Source organism: Streptomyces sp. IMTB 2501 (assembly GCF_001953885.1).
Lineage (GTDB): Bacteria > Actinomycetota > Actinomycetes > Streptomycetales > Streptomycetaceae > Streptomyces.
In genome coordinates, this window is sequence record NZ_MQUS01000064.1 from 1 (window position 1) to 19,547 (window position 19,547).

General features: G+C 69.3%; 11 protein-coding genes and 2 pseudogenes. 12 read left to right on the top strand and 1 reads right to left on the bottom strand.

The window, feature by feature from the left end:
• The first annotated feature begins 1,318 nt into the window (after positions 1-1,318).
• The 11 genes and pseudogenes from AV521_RS49975 to AV521_RS53115 all read left to right on the top strand — a co-directional run bounded on the left by AV521_RS49975 (position 1,319) and on the right by AV521_RS53115 (position 13,671).
• On the top strand, positions 1,319-1,855 hold the full coding sequence (locus AV521_RS49975; protein WP_179023897.1) for a hypothetical protein: 537 nt from the start codon (positions 1,319-1,321) through the stop codon (positions 1,853-1,855).
• Positions 1,856-2,010: 155 nt separating this feature from the next.
• Positions 2,011-2,223, top strand: a pseudogene (locus tag AV521_RS52070) (hypothetical protein); the annotation flags it as partial.
• Entirely contained in the window at positions 2,214-3,002 is a 789-nt protein-coding gene (locus AV521_RS45455) for an IS5 family transposase (RefSeq protein WP_371917118.1), read from the top strand. The pseudogene AV521_RS52070 and the gene AV521_RS45455, both read left to right, overlap by 10 nt.
• A 1,669-nt stretch (positions 3,003-4,671) precedes the next feature.
• Positions 4,672-4,996: pseudogene (locus AV521_RS52075) on the top strand (DNA helicase); the annotation flags it as partial.
• 169 nt (positions 4,997-5,165) lie between these two features.
• Positions 5,166-5,762: a DUF1524 domain-containing protein gene (locus AV521_RS52470; RefSeq protein WP_076097834.1), complete on the top strand. Its 597-nt coding sequence runs from the start codon at positions 5,166-5,168 to the stop codon at positions 5,760-5,762.
• Positions 5,763-5,826: 64 nt separating this feature from the next.
• Positions 5,827-6,387, top strand: coding sequence for a nitroreductase family protein (locus AV521_RS45470; protein WP_076097835.1), 561 nt, complete (start codon positions 5,827-5,829; stop codon positions 6,385-6,387).
• Between the two features lie 134 nt (positions 6,388-6,521).
• On the top strand, positions 6,522-7,583 hold the full coding sequence (locus AV521_RS45475; RefSeq protein WP_256726009.1) for a hypothetical protein: 1,062 nt from the start codon (positions 6,522-6,524) through the stop codon (positions 7,581-7,583).
• Positions 7,576-10,239 carry a lectin gene (locus AV521_RS45480; protein ID WP_076097837.1) on the top strand — a complete coding sequence of 888 codons (2,664 nt, stop codon included), beginning with the start codon at positions 7,576-7,578 and terminating at the stop codon, positions 10,237-10,239. Before AV521_RS45475 ends, AV521_RS45480 begins: the two co-directional genes overlap by 8 nt.
• Before the next feature lie 300 nt (positions 10,240-10,539).
• Positions 10,540-10,839 carry a hypothetical protein gene (locus AV521_RS48985; RefSeq protein WP_143658773.1) on the top strand — a complete coding sequence of 100 codons (300 nt, stop codon included), beginning with the start codon at positions 10,540-10,542 and terminating at the stop codon, positions 10,837-10,839.
• Between the two features lie 359 nt (positions 10,840-11,198).
• Positions 11,199-11,618 (top strand): hypothetical protein, encoded by a 420-nt coding sequence (locus AV521_RS52085; RefSeq protein ID WP_256726010.1) that lies wholly within the window; start codon positions 11,199-11,201, stop codon positions 11,616-11,618.
• A 1,486-nt stretch (positions 11,619-13,104) separates the two neighbouring features.
• A complete protein-coding gene (locus AV521_RS53115; RefSeq protein ID WP_371917119.1) occupies positions 13,105-13,671 on the top strand; it encodes a helix-turn-helix transcriptional regulator in 567 nt (188 codons plus the stop codon).
• A gap of 400 nt (positions 13,672-14,071) precedes the next feature.
• On the opposite strand, the gene AV521_RS49980 is transcribed toward AV521_RS53115, so the two are convergent.
• Positions 14,072-14,410: a hypothetical protein gene (locus tag AV521_RS49980; RefSeq protein ID WP_076097839.1), complete on the bottom strand. Its 339-nt coding sequence runs from the start codon at positions 14,408-14,410 to the stop codon at positions 14,072-14,074.
• 682 nt (positions 14,411-15,092) lie between these two features.
• Here AV521_RS49980 and AV521_RS45515 point away from each other — a divergent pair.
• Positions 15,093-19,130, top strand: coding sequence for a Pls/PosA family non-ribosomal peptide synthetase (locus tag AV521_RS45515; protein WP_079249752.1), 4,038 nt, complete (start codon positions 15,093-15,095; stop codon positions 19,128-19,130).
• The last annotated feature ends 417 nt before the right edge of the window (positions 19,131-19,547 follow it).

Sequence of the window (19,547 nt, forward strand, 5' to 3'; positions counted from 1 at the left end):
CATGCGCGAGGTAGACCTCCGCCATGCCACCACGACCGAGCACCCGGCCCAGTTCGTACCGGCCACCCTGGCGACGCGGCTCTTCCACAGCGAGTCCCCTGCCTCTCCCTTTTCCGGAGTTTCCCGGAGCCCGAACCATCCGACACTGCGTTCGGGACGTCGATGAAGCCCTCGCTGGCCGCTCGACGTGCGGTGACCGCAATGGCCATGGCGCGATCTTAGCCCCGGATTCACCCGTTCGGCTCGCCCAGATGAGCAGGCAGAGTTGCCCGAGTCACTAGGCGCGGGAGCAACGTTGGCGCAGGCTGTCAGGGCGTTGCGCTGGCCGGGCCTGTACTGGGGCCACTCCCGGGCCGTGCGCGAGCCGTGGCCCGGCATGCCGACGACAATGAAAGGGATTCTCGACGCCTCCGGGAAGGCACCGAAGGGGTCGGCACCCGGCCGACGATCCTCATCGACGACTTCCGGCAAGGCCATGGATGACCAGCGCTACGACTTGATCCTGACCGTCGGCGGCCAGCCGCTCATGCACGGCTGGTGCAGCGACCGCCACTTGGCCGACCACCCGATTCCGAACGTGAGTCGGCGAGTACGGCAGCCTGCCCGGCGCGCACATGGGGGTTCGCCAGTCGGCCCGGCTCTGTTGTCAGGGGCGGCAAGCAGCCCGATCCGCATCTATCAGCCCATGCTGCGCCGCCCGCCCCGGCTGTGATGCGGCCGGGGCGGACTCCTGTCAGCTCTCGGCCGTCTTCGGCGTCGGTCGGCGCCGCCGCGATCGACGCCGTGAGTACGAGGCTGCGGGATGCCCGGGAGACGATCCTCCGGGCGCCCGCCGCGCTGCGGTTCGACCGATGGGGTGACCACGCTGTGGCGTTGCCTCCGATTTCAGACGTGGGCTCTCATCCTGTGAGAGCGTGCTGATTCCTTTGCCAGCAGCACGGCGGTTGTGGTGGGAGCCTCTCTGGTCAGCGGGCGAGCCCGATCCCCTTACGGGGCGGGGCTCCCACCACGAGCCCCATTGGGCGTCCGGGAGTTGACCCCGGTGGCCGCCGTTGGGCCGGTCTCTGTCCCGGCTACGCCGTGTTCGGCGCTTGAACGGCAACCTCATGCTCATCTTGAGTGGCACTCAACATCCGGCCGTTGGCGGGGTTCTTTGGTGCCGGACCCGTGCACGTGGCGGGCCTGTGCACACGAATGACCTAGTCCAGGAGGACATCGCGAGCGAAGGGCCCTTAGCGTCGCTTATGTCCCACTGGCTGACAGTCAGGAGTCGGAAGTGAACTGCATGCGCCGCTACATGGTCTGTACCACCGCAAGTATGGTGCTCTCCCTCGGGGCCTTCGCGCTCGCCGCTCCGGCCCAGGCACAGCCGGGCCCCGCTACTGGCGTTGCCGTCGCGGGCGTCCGCCCCGACGTCACCACCCCCGCCGGCAACGGCTGCGACGATAGCAACGGCAAGGGCAACGGCTGTGGCTGTGGTGACAGCGACAGCAAGGGAACCAGCAACGGCAACGGCTGTGGCTGTGGTGACAGCAACGGCAAGGGAACCAGCAACGGCTGTGGCTGCGGTGACAGCAAGGGCACCGGCACCGGCACCGGCAATGGCAACGGCAGCGGCTGTGGCTGCGGTGACAGCAAGGGCACCGGCAATGGCAACGGCACCGGCTGTGGCTGCGGCAACAGTTATGGGAACGACAGTGGCTGTGGCAATGGCAACGGCAGTGGCAATGGCAATGGCAGCGGACACGGCTGCGGGTGCGGCAAAGGCCACGGCAACAGCAGCGGCGATAAGGTCTCCTTTGAGGCCAAGAACCGCCCGGAAGGCCTGCAGGACGCGAAAATCGAGCGGTTGTAGGGCTTGAGCCGCGTACGAGGTCAACTCAGCGTTCATGTTGCCCATTGCAGGCCGAGGCCGGCCAGCCGCTGCAGCGGTGACAAATCCGTTAGCGATCACTAGGGTCTTTCCCTTGGATCACCGGACCGACTGCCGCCGCCTGGTTGAATGTCCGTATGCCGCTTGGGGGGTCGTCCGTTGGCGCAGGAGCTGGCCTGGTTCCGGGGCAGCGACCACTGCTCCTGCTGGACGTTGACGGGGTGCTGAATCCCTTCGCAGCCGATGGTTGCCCGCAGGGCTACCGCGAGCATGTCTTCTTCCCCGGGGAGGAGCCGGCGGTCCGCCTGTGCGACGCTCACGGCCGTTATTGCCGGACCGGATGCCGAAGCGGGGCGGGCGCTGGCGTGAGCACCGCCAGGTGATCGACGCCAGCGCATGGAAGTTCCAGACCGGGGCGCAGTGGGTGCACCTACCTGCTGAGTATGGCTCGCGGAAGGGCGTCCACACTCGGCTGCGGAACTGGGCCATCGACGGCACCTGGGAGCAGGTCTTCACCGCCCTGCTCGCCCAGGCCGACGCCGAGGGCGACCTGGTCTGGGTCGTCGCCGTGGACTCCACCGTCGTCCGCGCACACCAGAACGCGGCCGGGGCCCGCAAAAGGGGGCCCGCCGGCGAACCCGGCCACCACGCCATCGGACGCTCACGCGGCGGCCTGACAACCAAAATCCATCTCGCTGCGGACGGCCGCTGCCGCCCACTGTGCTTCGTCCTCACACCGGGCCAGGCGGGCGAGGCACCAGCCTTCGAACACGGCATGGCCGCCATCCGCGTGCCCCGGCTACTCGGCCGACCACGCACCCGGCCCGCCGCGGTCCTGGCTGACCGGGCCTATTCATCCCGAGCCATCCGCCACCACCTGCGCATACGCGGCATACGCGCCGGGGTACCGCAACCCGCGAATCAGATCGTCAACCGCAAGAGCAAGGGCCGAAACGGCGGCCGACCGCCGGTCTTCGACCGCGAGGCAAACAAGCAACGCAACACCGTAGAACGTTGCATCAACCGCCTCAAGAGCTGGCGCGGCCTGGCGACCCGCTACGAGAAGACCGCCACCGTCTTCCGTGCCGGCCTCCACATCGCCGGCATCTTCATCCGGTCCGCCCGCTGATCCGAAAGAAGGGCCTAGATGGGTGATGTGCTGACCAGGAATCTAGTGATCGTTTCAGGATTTCTTGCTGTGGTGTCGTGTGGCTCTGAGCTGGGCTTTCCATGGAGGTTCGGAAGTCGGAGCGGCTCTGAGGCGTGGGCTCAGTGATCGTCTCGGTATGTAGTCACCGTCTCGGGATTTTTAACGCTCTGTTCTCGAGATCTGTCACTGGTCATCACGCTGCCCTTCCACCGCCCACTGCAAGCCGAGGTCGGCGAGCGCGTGTCCGGTGTCGGGTCTTGTGATCAGTGGCTGGTGGGCTGACATGGGTTGATCAGTTTGGTGTGCTGGTGTGGCCGGGTGGTGCCTGTGCTTTGGTGGGGGCGGGGGTGTGGGTGGGGGTTTGCTGTGCGAGGTCTGGTCTGCGCTTTTGTCAGTTAGTGCGTGTTTCGAAAGTGTTTTCTAGGCCAGCGCATCCAGGCGGTTCATCTCAGCCTGGGGCAGCCACAGCGTGCCAGCGGCGTTGTTCTCGGCCAGGAGGGCGGGGTTGGGCGCGCCCCGGGATCGCCAGCACGTTCGGCCCGCGGTGCAGCGTTCAGTCCAGCCGAACCTGCGCGGGTGTCGCGCCTTGCGTGCGCGACCGCGTGGAGGCGGCCGTCGTGGGTGTCGTCGGCGGGCGCCTCGCGCCGCTGGCCCGAGATCGCGAAGCGCGGTCCGGCGTGATCCGGGGCGCCCCTCTGGTTGTGGGAGCCGATGCTGCGCGGCGGCGATCCCTGCGGGGATGTGATCTCCCGGGAGCGCGGGCACGGCACCCTGCGCCTCTGGCGCTTTTACCCCGCCCGCCGACCGAACGTCACAAATTCTCCACGTTCATCGAACGATTCCTTCACGCACGTGTATCCGTGTGGCCACGCTCAAGCGGGCGATATGCCCCTAGTGTCGCTTATGTTCTACTAACGGATCGTCAGGAGTCAGAAGTGAATCGCGTACATCGCTCCATGGCCTGTACGAGCGCGAGTGTGCTGCTCACCTTTGGTGCCTTCGCGCTCGCCACTCCCGCCCAGGCACAGGCGGACCCCGCCGCAGCTCCCTCCGCTCCCGCTGCAGCTCCCTCTGCTGGAGCTCCGTCTGCTCCCGCTGCAGTTCCCTCCGCTGGAGCTCCGTCTGCTCCCGCTCCCGCTCCGTCCGCTGGAGCTCCGTCTGCTCCCGCTCCCGCTCCGTCCGCTGGAGTTCCCTCTGCTCCGGCTCCCTCCGCTGCAGCTCCCTCCGCTCCCGGTGCCCCCAGTGCTCCTGCGGCCCCCAGTACCCCCGGGAACGGCGGTGGCAGTGGTGGCTCCCAGTGCACTCCTCGCGGTGGCCTCCTCGGTGGTCTGCTCGGTGGTCTGCTGAGTGCGGTGCTCGATCTGCTGGGTGGCGGCGGCACGAGCTGCTAGTAGCTCCCTGGCGGGATCCGTCTCGGTGTGAGGGTGCAGGCCGTGGTGGTTTCTCGGCCGTGTGCTGTTCGTGGGGGTTGGATAGACCCCGCTGGTCTGTGCTCTCCTGACGCGGGCTGGTGGTTGGGAGAGGGTGTCCTGGACCTTGTGCTGTGGAGCGGGGTCCGGGGCATCGCTGGCCACTGCCTCTGCGGGCGTGGGGTGGACTTCTGTGGGGCGGGCACCGAAGACATCTGCATCGGAGAACGCAGGATCCCCAACAGGCCCTGTCCAACACCGTCCTGCGCACCGTCAGCCGCTTCTGCCACATCGCCGACCACACGATCACCCACCGCCACGTCCCCAAACTGCGCGGCCTGGAAGACAAAGACCTGCACCGCGAACTGGCCGGCCACATCGTCCCCGTCGCCCACAAAGCCTGGAAGGACCTGCAAAACCGACGACGGCTGCGTCCGCTTCGCATACGACCACTACCTGAAGATCTGGGCTCTCGCCCAGCCCAAACTGGACGCCGACTACCTGTTCCTGGACGAAGCCCAGGACACCGCCCCCGTCGTCGAGGCGATCTTCCTCGCCCAACGATGTCGTTGACGACATCGAACGTCAACGAGCCCGCAAGTTCGGCCTCGGGCTCGACGAGCGCGTCGAGCCCGCCCTCGCGCCGCAGGGGCAGCCAGGTGGTGATGGCCATCTGTGCCTGTGTGACGTAGAGCGTGGCCAGTTCGCCATGCAGGGAGAAGTGCCGCACGCGATGGACGGTTACAGCCACGCGAAGTTCCCTCACTGGATGAAGCAGTACGGGGAATGCGACACCTGTGAAGTCGTCCTCTCCCGCGACGGGCAGGGTGTGACACAGGACTCGCTGTGCCGGGCGATCGCCCGGCACCTGGTCAGCCCCTATGACGACAAGACCCTCGGCTCCGCGTCCAAGGTCGACATCGATCACACTGTGCCGCTTGCGAACGCCTGGCGGTCGGGTGCCGACACCTGGACCATCGACAAGCGCAAGAAGTTCGCCAACGACCTCGATATCTCGCAGCTGACCGCGATCTCCGCTTCGTCGAACCGGTCGAAAGGCGCCACACCAGCGTCACCGCCCGGACGACTACGACTACGACGCCGGCGACCCGGTGACAGTCGTCTGCGCGCTCTCCGTGGACACCACCGGCATCCCCAGGGCGGATGTACACATGAACGCCCGCCCCGGGCCGCCCAGGCCCCGCGCGTTCCGGCGAGTACACCCGTCACCGACACGACCACCGGCCTCCTGCTGGGCGCCCCGTCCGTGACCCTCGCCGGCATCCGGATCCGGAAGCGCGCCCCGACGGCTGCCGAGGCCTTGCGGTGAACGCGTCGAACCGGTCACGGGGCGAGCTGGAATACGCCCGCACGGTGATCGGTTGCACCGGAACATGCAACGTGATCAAGAACCGCCCGTTGGTATCCATCCTCTGCTGGCGGGTCGGTTCAGTCCTTACGAGTTCGACCCGTCGGCTACCGTCGACGACCGCTGCCTGGGCCTGCTGCTCGAAGCCGCACGCTGGGCGCCGTCCGCCGGTAACTCCCAGCCGTGGGGCTTCTTCACGAGCCGACCGGGTGAGCCGGAGCACGAGCGGGTGGTCCGCCACCTCGCGCCCAGCTCGGCCCGGTGGGCGACGGACGCGGGCCTGCTCGTCGTCACGCTGACGCGTCGCCACGTCGGCGACACGCAGTTGCTCTACTCCGAGTTCGCCGACTACGACCTCGGCCAGGCCGTCGCCCATATGACCGTCCAGGCCCAGGCGATGGGACTGGCCGCCCACCAGTTCCGCGCCTTCGATCTGGAAGGCCTTACCAAGGAACTGGGCCCGAACCCGGGTTGGGCGATCGTCTCCATGATCGCGCTGGGGAAGGCGGCCGGAGATCCGTCGCAGGGCCGCGACCGGCGCAGCATCGCCGATCTGCTGTCCGCTCCCTGGTCACTTGCGGAGTAGTGCCGTCGCGTCACACCCGCAACAGCTCCCGGATGTTGGGAAAGCGGTTACCGGGGCGTAGCGAATGGATGCCCGTCCCCTCTAGGCTCTGCGCGGCCACGGGCACCGCTGCGCGAGAGAGGATTGGCATGCGCATGATCTGTCGAAGAGTGGGGGCCGTGTTGCCGGCCGTCTCGGCCCTGCTGCTCGCCCTGACAACGATGCCGTCCGCCCACGCCGACGACCTCGCCGGGGCGACGCTGGCCGAGGTCTCCGGCACCGGCATCCACAACACGTACAACGACAAGTCGACGTACACCTACCTGGCCAACGCCCTGGACACCGGTACCTCCCTGGTGGAACTGGACACCTGGGCCAACGTGTTCAACAGAAAGTGGGACGTGAGCCACAGCAACCCGCTGGGCAGCGACAACAACTGCGTCCAGGCGGACACGGCCGCCGACCTCTACACCGGCAACCGCAACCAGAACCTGGACAGCTGCCTCGACGACATCCGGATCTGGCTGCGGGCCCACCCCTCCAGCCACCCGATCATGGTCAAGATCGAGATGAAGAACGGGTTCGACAACACCCTCGGCATGAACCCGACCTCGTTCGACGCGTACGTCAAGGCCCACCTCGGCAGCGTCCTCTACACCCCCGCCGACCTGCTCACCAAGAGCGACGGCACCCGCTACCCGGACCTCGACACCGCCGCCCGCGCGAACAACTGGGCCAGAAACTCCGTGTTGAGCGGCAAGGCGATCGTGGAGATCATCCCGGGCACCTTCGAGCAGGCCGTCGACCCCGCCTCCAGCTGGGTGGACGTCGTCTACGCCCAGCACCTCAAGGACCTGAACGACGCCGGGACCATCGACCAGGCCGCCGTCTTCCCCGGCGTCCTCGGCGCGCAGGCCGTCGACCCGCGCACCCGGTACAGCGACACGACCCTGCGCCCCTGGTTCGTGGTGTTCGACGCGGACGCGGCTGCCTGGGCCGGCGACGGGGACACCCAGTGGTACGACACCAACCACTACCTGACGGTCGTCACCGACGCCTACGACGTGTCGCCCGCCCTCAGCTCCTCCGACCCTTCCCTGGCGGACGCCCGGGCGCGCGTCGCCGAACTCGCCGCCGACGGCGCCTCGTACATCTCCACCGACTGGATCACCGCCCCGGCGAACGGCGTGCTCGGCGAGGTGCTGAGCCGTGGCTGACATCCTGCGCTCTCGCCCCCTGCTGCGGGTGCTGGTGGCCGGCGCGATGGCACTCGCCTTCGCCCTGCCCGGCCAACTCGCCCCGACGGCACGGTCCGCGACCGCCTCCGACCCCGTGTCGCTGGTCAACCCCTATATCGGCACCGGCGGCAACAACGACTTCAGCGCCGGGAACACCTTCCCCGGCGCCGACGTCCCGCACGGCATGCTCCAGTGGTCCCCGGACACCACCTCCCGGCCCAAGGGCGGTGGATACAACTACGCCGACTCGGCCGTCTCCGGCTTCAGCCTCACCCACGTCTCCGGCGTCGGCTGCGACGCGGCCGGAGACCTGCCCATCCTGCCTGTCGTCGGTTCGATCGGCTCCGACCCCGGCTCCACGACCGAGTCGTTCTCCCACGCGAACGAGACGGCGGCACCCGGCTCGTACTCGGTCGCCCTCGGCAACGGCACCAGCGTGGCGCTCACCACGACCACGCACGCGGGCATCGGCCAGTTCACCTTCCCTGCCTCCACCCAGGCCGACCTGCTGCTGAAACTGAACGGCACGCAGACCCCGTACACCTCCTCGACGCTGAACGTGACGGGCGGTGACACGGTGACCGGTTCCGTGACCAGCACCGGCTTCTGCGAAGCCACCAACCCCTTCACCGTCTACTTCGCCCTCACCTTCGACCACCCCTTCACCGCCAGCGGCGGCTACAGCGGCGGCGAGTACCTCACCTTCGACACCACGAGCAACCGTACGGTCCAGGCCCGGGTCGGCATCTCCTACACGTCGACGGCCGAGGCGGCCGCCAACCGGGACGCGGAGGCCACCGGCAGGAGCTTCGCCGACGTGAAGTCCGCCGCGACGACGGCCTGGCGGAACGAGCTGTCGAAGATCACGGTCAGCGGCGGCACCAGCGACCAGCAGACCGTCTTCTACACCGCCCTCTACCACGCCTCGCTCTTCCCCAGCGTGGTCAGCGACGCCGACGGCTCCTACCGCGGCTACGACAACGCCGTGCACACCGTGACCGGCGGCCACAGCGCCCAGTACACGGACTTCTCCAACTGGGACACCTACCGTTCCCAGACACAGCTCACGGCACTGCTCGACCCGTCGGCCGCCTCCGACATGGCGCAGTCCATCGTCAACGACTACTCGCAGGGCGGCACCCTCACCAAGTGGGGCATGGCCACCGGAGAGACGCACATCATGGTCGGCGACCCGGCCGTCCCCGTGCTGGCCGACTACTACGCCTTCGGCGCACGGAACTTCGACACCGCCACGGCCCTGTCCGCCATGATCAAGGAACAGACCACCGACACCGATGTCACGCCCGGTGTGACGTACCTGGACTCCTTCGGGTACCTGCCCACCAACTCGCCGTACGGCTGCTGCCACGAGTACGCCACCACCTCCACCCAACTCGAATACGACACCGACGACTTCGCCCTGTCGCAGTTCGCGGGCGCACTCGGCGACACCGCGGGCCAGAAGAAGTTCCTGAACCGGGCGCAGGACTGGGAGAACATCTTCAACACGTCCTCCGGCTACATCCAGCCACGGCACTCCAACGGCCGCTGGATGGATGGCTTCAACGCCAAGCTGATCACCGGCACCTCGAACAACGACTTCGCCGAGGGCGACGCCTTCACCTACACCCCGATGATCCCCTTCAACCTCGCCAAGCTGGCGTCCCTGGAGGGCGGCACCTCGTCGTTGGCGTCGTACCTGGACAGCGTGCTCAGCGGCTACCAGGGGCTGGGAAGCGTCATCGGCACCCAGTCCAACATGGGCAACGAGCCCAGCATCGGGCTGCCGTGGGAGTACGACTGGGTCGGCGAGCCGTACAAGACACAGTCCACGGTGCGTGCCGTCCAGGACCAGCTGTGGAGCAACACCGCCGGTGGCGAGCCCGGCAACGACGATCTCGGCGAGATGAGCGCCTGGTACGTCTGGTCCGCGCTCGGCCTCTACCCGGAGACACCGGGCACCGCCGACCTCGCCATCGGTAGCCCCCTGTTCACCTCGGCCGTCATCACCGCGGGCGGGCACACGCTGACCGTCAACGCCCCCGCTGCGGCGGACGGTTCACCATATGTCCAGGCCCTGACTCTGAACGGCACCGCCTGGAACAAGGCCTACCTACCGGCTTCCTATGTGAGCGCCTCCGCCGAACTGGACTTCACCCTCACCTCGACCGCCGACACCCAGTGGGCGTCGGACGCCTCGGCCGCACCGCCGTCCTACGACGGCACCCCGGGCACGGGAGCGGCCCAGCCGAGCGGGCCGCTCACCGAGACCGCCACCGGCAAGTGCGTCGACGATGCCGGCTCGGGCACCTCGAACGGCACGGCCGTCCAGATCTATTCCTGCAACGGCACCGACGCGCAGACCTGGAAGGTCGTCCCCGACGGCACCCTGCAGGTGCTCAACGACTGCATGGACGTCACCGGCGGCGCGACCACCTCCGGCACGAAGATCCAACTCCACACCTGCAACGGCACCCAGGCCCAGCAATGGCAGTCCGACAGCAAGGGTGAACTCCTCAACCCGGTCTCGGGCCTGTGCCTCACCGATTCGAGCAACGGCGCGACGAACAAGACCCAGTTGACCCTCGCCTCCTGCGCGGGCAGCACCGGCCAGCGCTGGACCCCGCCCTCGTGAGGTGGAGTGGGGCAGGTCTGCCGGGAGCGCATGGGGTTGTTGGCGACCTCGTCGGGGCACTTCCGGCGCGGCCTGCGCAGGTGCCGGTCGCGCTGCCAGTCGAACGTCGCGGGCGCCAGGGGCGCCGTCACGGCGACCGGGGCAGCGCTCAGCGCGGTGTCCCGGTCGCTGCCCGGTCTGCAGGGCGGCGCCGGGGAACAGCAGCGGTGCGGCGGCCCAAGACGCCGCGTCCAGATGTCCGTAGCAGAGCAGCAGCGCGGTGCCGCCCAGGCCGGAGCGGGGCGGGGAGTAGTCCAGGCCGTGCTGGTGGAAGAGCGCGACGACCAGCCGCTGAAGCCGATGAAGTACAGGGCCGGCGTCGGCGGCGATGGCGTAGCCGCGCACGGTGGTGAACAGCCGTGGACCGAGCAGCGGCTGACTACCCCGGACGACGAGACGATGTGGTCGGCCTGTGAAGGAGTCAAAGAGCACGGCGCCGGCGGGGAAGAGCCACGACAGGTGGCCGATGGCACCGGAGTCCGCCTGGATCAGCGGATATATGAGCGCCAGGACACCGAGATCGGCCCGGGAGGACGGCGAGGACGCCGATGGGGACGTTGACGGAGAAGATCCAGCGCCGGCCCTGGACGCCGGAGGCCGGTGCGAGGATGGCGCTGCCGGGTGACGGGGCCGATGGAGGAGGACCTGCCGGCCGTGGCGTCGAAGACGCCGAAGGCACGGCCCGTTCGGCGCCGCGGCACATCTGCTGGATGAGCGCGGTGAATCAACGGCGAGTTCGAATTCACCTCAGCCGGGAGTGATCCTCAACTCCCCGTGCGTTTGTGGAGTAGCTCACTGGTTGTGACGCGTGTTGCGGTGGCGGGCGGCGTGGTGGCCGCGGGCCGGAAGGGCAGTGACGACAGGGTGCCTCGCGATGAGATCTTGGCTGGGTCGGTGCCCTGCTCGACGAGAACCCGGCAGTGACCCTCGCAACTGTCCAGGAGCGCGTCGGTCTGTCCTACGCCGCGGCCGCGCGCGCCCTGCCCCGGCTGCGCGGGGAGCGGATCGCCGACCTGCTGCAGGACGAACCGGACCTGAACCCCGAGGAGGCCACCAAGCGTCTCGGCTACCCGACCGCGGTGCACCGCACGGCCCTTGCCAGAGCCGTCACCGAACTGGGCGGCCGCCAGGTGCTGCGGGCTCGACAGGGTGCAGAAGAGAGCGAGTCGTCGTGGACGACGCAAGGGGCGCCTGCCCCAGAGCCTGACCGCTCAGGGCCTGGGCGAGGAAGTGTGAGTAGGGCTGCCGGAGGGGAACCGGCTGCCGGCGGTGCGATGGCCGGCGGTGCTGGCGGGCAGGGCGCTGCCGGGGGCAGCAGCTGCACCGTCGGCGACCGGTGAGGCGGACCGGTCATGACGGCGCCGATGCCGTGGGAACGGTCGGGGAGCAAGGTGAGCGACCGGCATCTGACCAGGCTCGTGGTCGTGTATGTGCCGCGGCCCGGCACGCAGCAGGTCGCGGATCACCAGGAACCGCCCCGGTTGCAGCGTGACATCGGTCTCCAAGACCACACCGAGGTCTTGGAGACCGACGCTGCCCTTTGGGCGGCGTCGATGGTCGGACGGCTGAATGGCAACACACAGATCTTCCATCACCACCCGGACAGTCCACCAGCAAATGCCACCGATGTGGCGCCGTCGTGCCTACGGTCGACATCACTGCCGACCACAGATGGAGGACGCACATGCTCAGGCCCATCGCCATCATCCTCACGGGGCTGATCACCACCGGGGTTCTCGCAGGAGGTGTCGCCGCCGCAGCTCCCGCAGCACGCGCTTCCGTCGCGACCAGGCCGACACCTCCGGCAGACAGCGATCTCTGTGTTCCGGGGTACATCCTCAACCTCCCTATCTGCGTGACAGATGCTGTTAGCTAGTGCTGGATTCCTCAAACGAGGCGCACATATCGACGCCGTAGGACGCGGGTCGGTGGTGCGGGTCTGCCCCAGATCCAGGGTCGGGCGCGGGAGCTGATCTGGTCGGTGGCGGCGTTCGTGGCGTGGGTGATGCGGCCTGGGTCGCCGAAGGAGCGTACGGCCAGGGCGGTCTTGCGGAAGATGCGCCACCAGCCTCCTTGGAGGTTGAGCCAACAGGCACCGACCGGGATAAAAACGTGCTTGATGCGTGAGGGCGCTGTTGCGAGAAGCGGCGGTCATCGTGATCGCTTGACCGTCGCGGATGCGTAAGGCGCCGTAGCCCTAGGTCTTCTCCGGCCCGCGGGAATAGTCGAACGCATTCTTGATGCGGTGCCTGTCCGGCGACCAGCCAGGTGCCAGTGGGAAAGCGCGGGGGATCACCGGGCCGAGTTCGCCGGCGCAGACCACCGTCGCGCCGGCGGGCGGGCTGGTGTAGAGCTCGACGATCCGCGTCCTTCTTCCCTCGAAGTCCGGATCCTTCGAGCGCGTCCAGGATCGCGTGCGCCGCCAGCGGACCCTTCCGCGAGCAGAATCCGGCGCACCTGGGAGCGGCTGACCTCGATGCCCAGGCCCCGGGCCGCGGCGACCAGTGTGTCCAAGGTCCACTCCGAGGGCCCCGACTCGTCCGCTGAGCCGTGCGGGTATCGATGCGGCCGCGCGGGCCGACATCGCGACCACCTGCAAGGAACGCGGCGGCGCCCCGGCGCAGCGGTACCCGCCGTGCCGGCCGCCCGCCAGGGTCGCGTCCAGATCCTCGTTGAACCGGCCACGGGCCCGGGCCGTCCCGCTGCTGTCCGACAGTTGCTGGACCGGGTGGTCGAATCCGGCGGGGCCGGTCATCACCACCGAGCGCCTGGGGTGACTGCCTTGGCAAGGCACCCCAGGCGCAGCGCCTGACTGACCTCGCACGGCTGCGCGGCGTCCGCGACCGGATCGACAGGGAATACGCGCAGCCGCTGAACGTGGAGGCGCTCGCCCGCGACGTGAACATGTCCGCCGGGCACCTCAGCCGGCGGTTCCGGGCCGCCTATGGTGAATCGCCGTACGCGTACCTGATGACGCGTCGCATCGAGCGCGCGACGGCGCCGCTGCGGCGGGGTGACCTCAGCGTCACCGAGGTCTGCTTCGCGGTCGGCTGCGCGTCGCTGGGCACGTTCACCACCCGCTTCACCGAGCTGGTCGGCATGCCGCCCGGGGCCTTCCGACGCCAGGCGGCGCATGCGGCGGCCGACCACGCACATCCAGAGGTCAATGACCCCGCGGACGTTCAACGCGCGGTCGCACAGACCCATGCCACCCGGCCAGGACTCCGCTTCTACATCGACACGATTCTCGGCAACAACGACTCGCTGTCTGTGGTCGGTGGTGTCGGCCACGAAAGTCGCCCAGACACCATAGACAGCCGTCTCATCTGGCTGATTCGACTCCTCGACGGTCAGATGGCCGAGATGTGGACCTATCGGCTCAGCACACCATGATGCCGCCGAACCACGGTTCACCGTCACCATCCTGTGGCCGACCGTCCCGAACACCCCACCACCCGGCTGCCGCCACGACAGCGAGCGCCTGCTCCAGCTGACCGCCAACTGGCGTGAGGCGGCACTCGAACTCCGCGAGCTCGCTCCACCGCGCCCCACCCTGCGGCTGGTCAGCGACACGACACCGCCCCCAGAGCCCACCGCACCGAGACCAAGACCAAGTGCTTGGCGTTAATGGCTGTATCGATGGCCCAACCACCGCCAATTGCATCGGATGCGAACTCGCGACGGTCTGCGATTCGACATCGGCGGATGCCAAATTCCCCAGCGTGACCAGAGGGCTGAGACCCTGAGGCGGCATGCGACGCTGGCGGATCGCGGCACGTGATGGCCAGCTGTGTCACTCGTATGGCCGGCCGGCCCGCAGACGGTCAAGGCGGTGGACCACCCCGACGCCGGTATGCTGATCTTCGACGCCACCTTGCTGTCGCTGCCCGAGCTGCCCGGCCACCACCTGATCCTGCACAACCCCCGTCCGGGCACCGACACCCAGGAACGGCTGAAGCAGCTCATGCCATGCGACGAGTACGACCCGTCGCAGTTCCTCCGCACGCGTCGGCCCCCCGACCTCGGCAGCCTCGGGAGACGCCGCCATCAACACAGCAGCGTCATGGTGATCGTCATGGCGCACCTCCGCCTGATCGGCACCCGCGAGCGAACCCGCGGCGGGTATGACCACAGATCGACGCTTCGAGTCGAGGCAGATCGTCAGACAGTAGGGTGCCCGCCGGGCGTCTCGGGAAGCGATCTCCCTCGCCCCCGCGGTAAACCGAGCGTCGGGCGACGGAATGGGTACGGCGGTCAGGCAAGCAGGACAGAATCCCGGCGTGAGCCGGGCTATGACCGGGACTGCAACTGCTGCCCAGGTCCGCCCTCTTCCGTTCCAGGCGCGGTGCGAAGACCCGCGCGGTACGACTGGCCATCGCCCTGGGCGTGACCACTAGGTGCTGCTCAGACACAGGCCGCCACCAGGCCGACCTGCTCAAGTTGCATATCGACGCAACAAGAGCAACGGCGTCCTTAGGCGAGCCATGACCACCCACCGAATTCCAGCCGGCCTCTATCGGCGACCCGGGCCGCTGCGCCGAGCAACGGGCGCCCGATGCCGCAGGAACACCGCCGCATCGCAGGACGGCCAGCAATTGCCCCGCAGTCCCTATCACCCCCCTCGCCGGGCCCGTCCCGCGGCATCCACCCTCCCGGCGTGGGCCGACCGCCCGCGACAGCCGCCCCATGGGCGTCCTTTCAGCGTCCTCTCAGCTCATGGCGTGCAGGCTGGAGGGTGCCTGGGAGGCCGCGCGTCCCCGTGCCGCAGTCGGCTCCACCGTACCGATTCGCCATCGGATCCCAGGGGAACCGCCATGACTTCCGATATCGTCACTCCGCCCGTCGCCCCGGCCCGGCACCGCACGGCCCCGGCCATCGGGAGCGTCACCGGACTGAACCGGTTCTTCGAGGACGCCTGTGACTGCACCCCGCACGCCGTGGCGCTCGAAATCGGCGCTCAGCGGTTGAGCTACGCCGAACTGGACGCCCGGGCCAACCAGGTCGCCCATCGGCTGCGGCGTCTCGGCATCGGACCGGACAGCCGTGTCGGATTGCTCCTGCCGAGGTCCGTGGAGATGTACGCGAGCCTGCTCGGCGTGTGCAAGGCGGGCGCGGCGTTCGTGCCGGTCGATCCCGCTGCGCCCGCGGACCGGGTGACCTTCATCCTTCAGGATGTCGGTGCCGATGCCCTGCTCACCGCCTCCGCCCGCCCGGCCGACGCGGTCCGGGCGATGCCGCCCAGGACATGCGCGGTCATCGAGGCGGACTCCGGGGCCCGGGACCTCGCGACGCTGCCCACCACACGTCCGTACGAAGGGCCGAGGAAAGTGGCGGACCCGTTGGCCTACGTGATGTACACCTCGGGGTCCAGCGGCAGACCCAAAGGAGTGGAGGTCGCCCGGTCGAGCATCGGCAACTTCGTGCGCGTCGTCTCCCCGGTCTACGGAATCCGGCCCTCGGACCGCGTGTACCAGGGCATGACCATCTCCTTCGACTTCTCGATCGAGGAGATCTGGCCTACCTGGGCGGCCGGCGCCACCCTGGTCGCAGGACCCACGGGACCGGGACGGCTCGGGTCCGAGCTCGCCGACTTCCTGGACCGGTATCAGGTGACCGTCCTGTACTGCGTGCCCACCCTGCTGGCGACCATCCCGCGGGACCTCCCGCGCCTGCGCGGCATCTTCGTCGGCGGCGAGGCGTGCCCCGCCACGCTGGTCGAACGGTGGAGCAAACCGGGGCGGCGGATCGTCAACACCTACGGGCCGACCGAGGCGACCGTCACGGCCACCGTCCAAGAACTCCGCCCGGGTCGTCCGGTGACCATCGGCCGGCCGCTGCCGACGTACACGGCCGTCCTCCTTGACGAGCGGCGTGAGACCGTGCCACAGGGCGACGTGGGGGAGATCTGTTTGGGCGGGCCGGGCGTGGCCCGGGGATATGTCGGCCACCCGGACCTGACCGCCGACCGCTTCTTCCACCACGCCCTGGCCCCCGGGGGCGGCCGTCTGTACCGCACGGGTGACCTCGGCAGGATGACCCCGGAGGGGGAGATCGAGTACCTCGGCCGTGCCGACGCCGAGGTGAAGATCCGTGGTTACCGGGTGTCGCTGGAAGAGATCGAGAACGTGTTGATGCAGGATCCGGGCGTCATGCAGGCGGCCGTGGCGCCGGTCTCGTGCGGCGGCGCGGGCGGACAGGTCCTGGCCGGGTTCGTCGTGCGAGCCGCCGACGGCGGGACCGACGCCCCTGCTCTCGCCGCCCGACTGCACGAACGTCTGCGTCGTGCCTTGCCCGCTTACATGGTCCCGGCGACTGTGGACTTCCTCGACCGGCTGCCGATCGCACCGAGCGGCAAGACCGACCGGGCGCGGCTTCCGCGACCGTCCGGGCGTCGCCTGGCGACAGCCGGTCCCGTGGCGCCGGTCCGCGACGCGAGGGAGGCGCGTGTGCGGGACGCGTGGGCCCGCGCACTCGGTGTCTCTCCGGAGGAGGTGTCGGCCGAGGCGGACTTCTTCACCGACCTCGGCGGCCACTCCCTGCTCGCTGCCCAGGCCGTGTCCCTGCTGCGGGAACAGGGCGGCGGCAGTGGCCCCACCCTGCGTGACCTGTACGAAAACCCCACCGTCCGGACCTTCACGACCCGCCTGTGCACGCAAACCGGCGCCCCGGGCGCGGCCGGACAGCCCCGTCCCACGCCGCTCCTGCGGCACGGCCGCGGACGGACCGCACGGGCAGGACTGGTGCAGGCGGGCGCGCTCCACGCCCTCCTGCTCCTGCTCACGGGCCCACTCGCCCTTCTGTACGCGGCACACCACGGCCGCCCGTCGGCCTCCGGCGCCCTCGGGTCCGCGCTCGCGGTCCTGGCTGGGTACACCGCCGTACGCTGGCTCGCCCCCGTCCTGCTCGCCCGGCTGCTTGCCGCCGGGATCAGGCCCGGCCGGTATCCGCTGTGGGGAGCCGTCTACCTGCGTCTGTGGACGCTCGACGTGCTGGTGCTCGGCATGAGCCCGCTCCGGGTCCTCAGCGGATCTCCGCTGATGGGTCTCTACCTACGGCTCCTCGGAGCCCGGGTCGGCCCGCGCACGGCCATCGCGACGAGTGTGATCGGCCTGCCCGCACTGCTGCGCATCGATGCTGACGCCGCGATCGGCTACGGAGCCACTCTGCGCCCCTGGCAGGTCGCTGACGGATGGGTCGAGATCGCCCCGATCACGATTGGCGCGCGGGCGTACGTCGGCGCGGGCGCCGTCTGCGAACCGGGAGCGGAGCTGGGCTCCGGTGCCGCGCTGGGCGAGCAGTCGCTGGCGGGACCGGGTGAGGTGATCCCTGTCGGAGCCCGGCGTGCAGGATCGCCCGCCCGTCCGGTCACGGCTCTGTCGCCGATCGTCGAGTCGATGCTGGCCACCTCAGGCCGCACGGACCGCTGGCGGCCACGTCACCTGGCCGCCGCCCTGCTCGGTCTGGTCCTGCTGGAAGCGGTACCCGTCGCCGTGGCGGCGCCGGGCGCTGCCCTGTGCTGGTGGGCGTGGCTGCGCGGTGAACCGGCAGCGGCCCTGCTGTCCGGCCCGGTCTTCGTGGCCACCGTGTGCCTGACCGTCGCCGTGGGCAGGCGGGCGGTGCTGCCCAGGACACCGGTGGGTGTCCACCGTGCCCGGTCGTCACTCGGTGTGCGCAAGTGGGTTGCCGACAAGCTTCTTGAGCACAGCCTGGCCCTGACCAACTCGCTCTACGCCACCCTCTACACCGTCCCCTGGCTGCGGCTGCTCGGTGCCCGGGTTGGCCGGAGCGCCGAGGTGTCCACCGTGGCACACATCGACCCCGACCTGCTCACCCTCCATGACGGCAGCTTCGTCGCCGACATGGCCGGTCTCGGCGTCGCCGCCTTCGCCGCCGACCGCATGGCATTCGCACCCACCGAAGTGGGCGGGCGCGCCTTCGTCGGCAACGCGGCCCTCGTGCCCGCCGGGACCCGGCTCGGCCCGGGCTGCCTGGTCGGCGTCGGCACCGTGCCGCCCACCGGCGAGGTCCCCCCGGGCACCACCTGGTTGGGCTCACCCGCACTACGGCTGCCGGTGCGCCAGGGCAGCGGGCGCTATCCCGAGACGCTGACGTTCCGGCCGACTCGCGGGACCGTACTGGGCCGCCTGGCCATCGAGTTCTTCCGGGTCACGCTACCCTCGACGCTGCTCGCCGCCGCCGGCTTGGGGTACCTGTCGACCCTCGCCTGCCTCGCCCGCGAGGCCGGACCGGTGGTCGTGCTGCTGGTGTCGCCGCTGCTCGCCATGGGTGCGATGTCAGCTGTCGTCGGGTGCTGCGCGCTGGCCAAGTGGGCGGTTGCCGGGCGGTACCAGCAGCGCGTCGAACCCCTGTGGAGCCTGTTCGTCCGCCGGACCGAGTTCGTCACCGGTCTTTTCGAGTCCGCTGCGGTCCCCGCGGGCGTCGGCGCACTGGTGGGGACACCGTTCCTGCCGCCGGTCCTGCGCCTGTTCGGCGCCCGCATCGGCCGGCGCGCCTGGATCGCCACCACGTACTTGACGGAGTTCGACCTGGTGGAGGCAGGCGACGACGCCGCGATCGGCATGCACGTCTCCCTGCAGACGCACCTGTTCGAGGACCGGGTGATGAAGATGTCCAGGGTGACGGTGGGCCCCGGGACGAGCATCGGCGCGCGCTCGGTAGTGCTGTACGACGCTGTGGTCGGTGCCGGTGCGAGGCTCGGTGCGCTGTCCTTGGTGATGAAAGGCGAGCATCTGACACCCGGCATGTACTGGCAGGGCCTGCCCACCGAAGGAAGCGCCGTCCCGCCGGTGCCACCAGCAGTGGTACGGACAGGGAGGGAGCACCGGCCATGATGCGGACGCTCGTCGGACGCCGCCCGCCGGCACTCGTCCATCGCGGGCCGGCTGACCTGCCCGGCTGCCCCGAGGCCTGGGCGGCTGTCTGGCCGGAGGCACACCGGGCTTCGGCTCTCCGGCCTGGTGGCACCGACCAGTACATTGCCGCGCCGCGGCGACGGTCCACTATGAGGGCCTCACGGTGGTGCGGGTCACCTGGCAGGGATCGCCGCGCCCGTGTACTTCCAGGGCTGCCCCGTCTTACTGCTCCACGACGACAGCGCAGTACGGATCCTGGCTAGTTACTGCAACGGTGACCCCGCCGCCGTTGTCGCCCCTTCGGCGAGGGACGAGTGGCTGTCACAGGACCGCACCCGGAGGCCACGGACGACTGACTGTGAGGATGTGGATGGTGCCGTCCGAGGGGTCTGACCC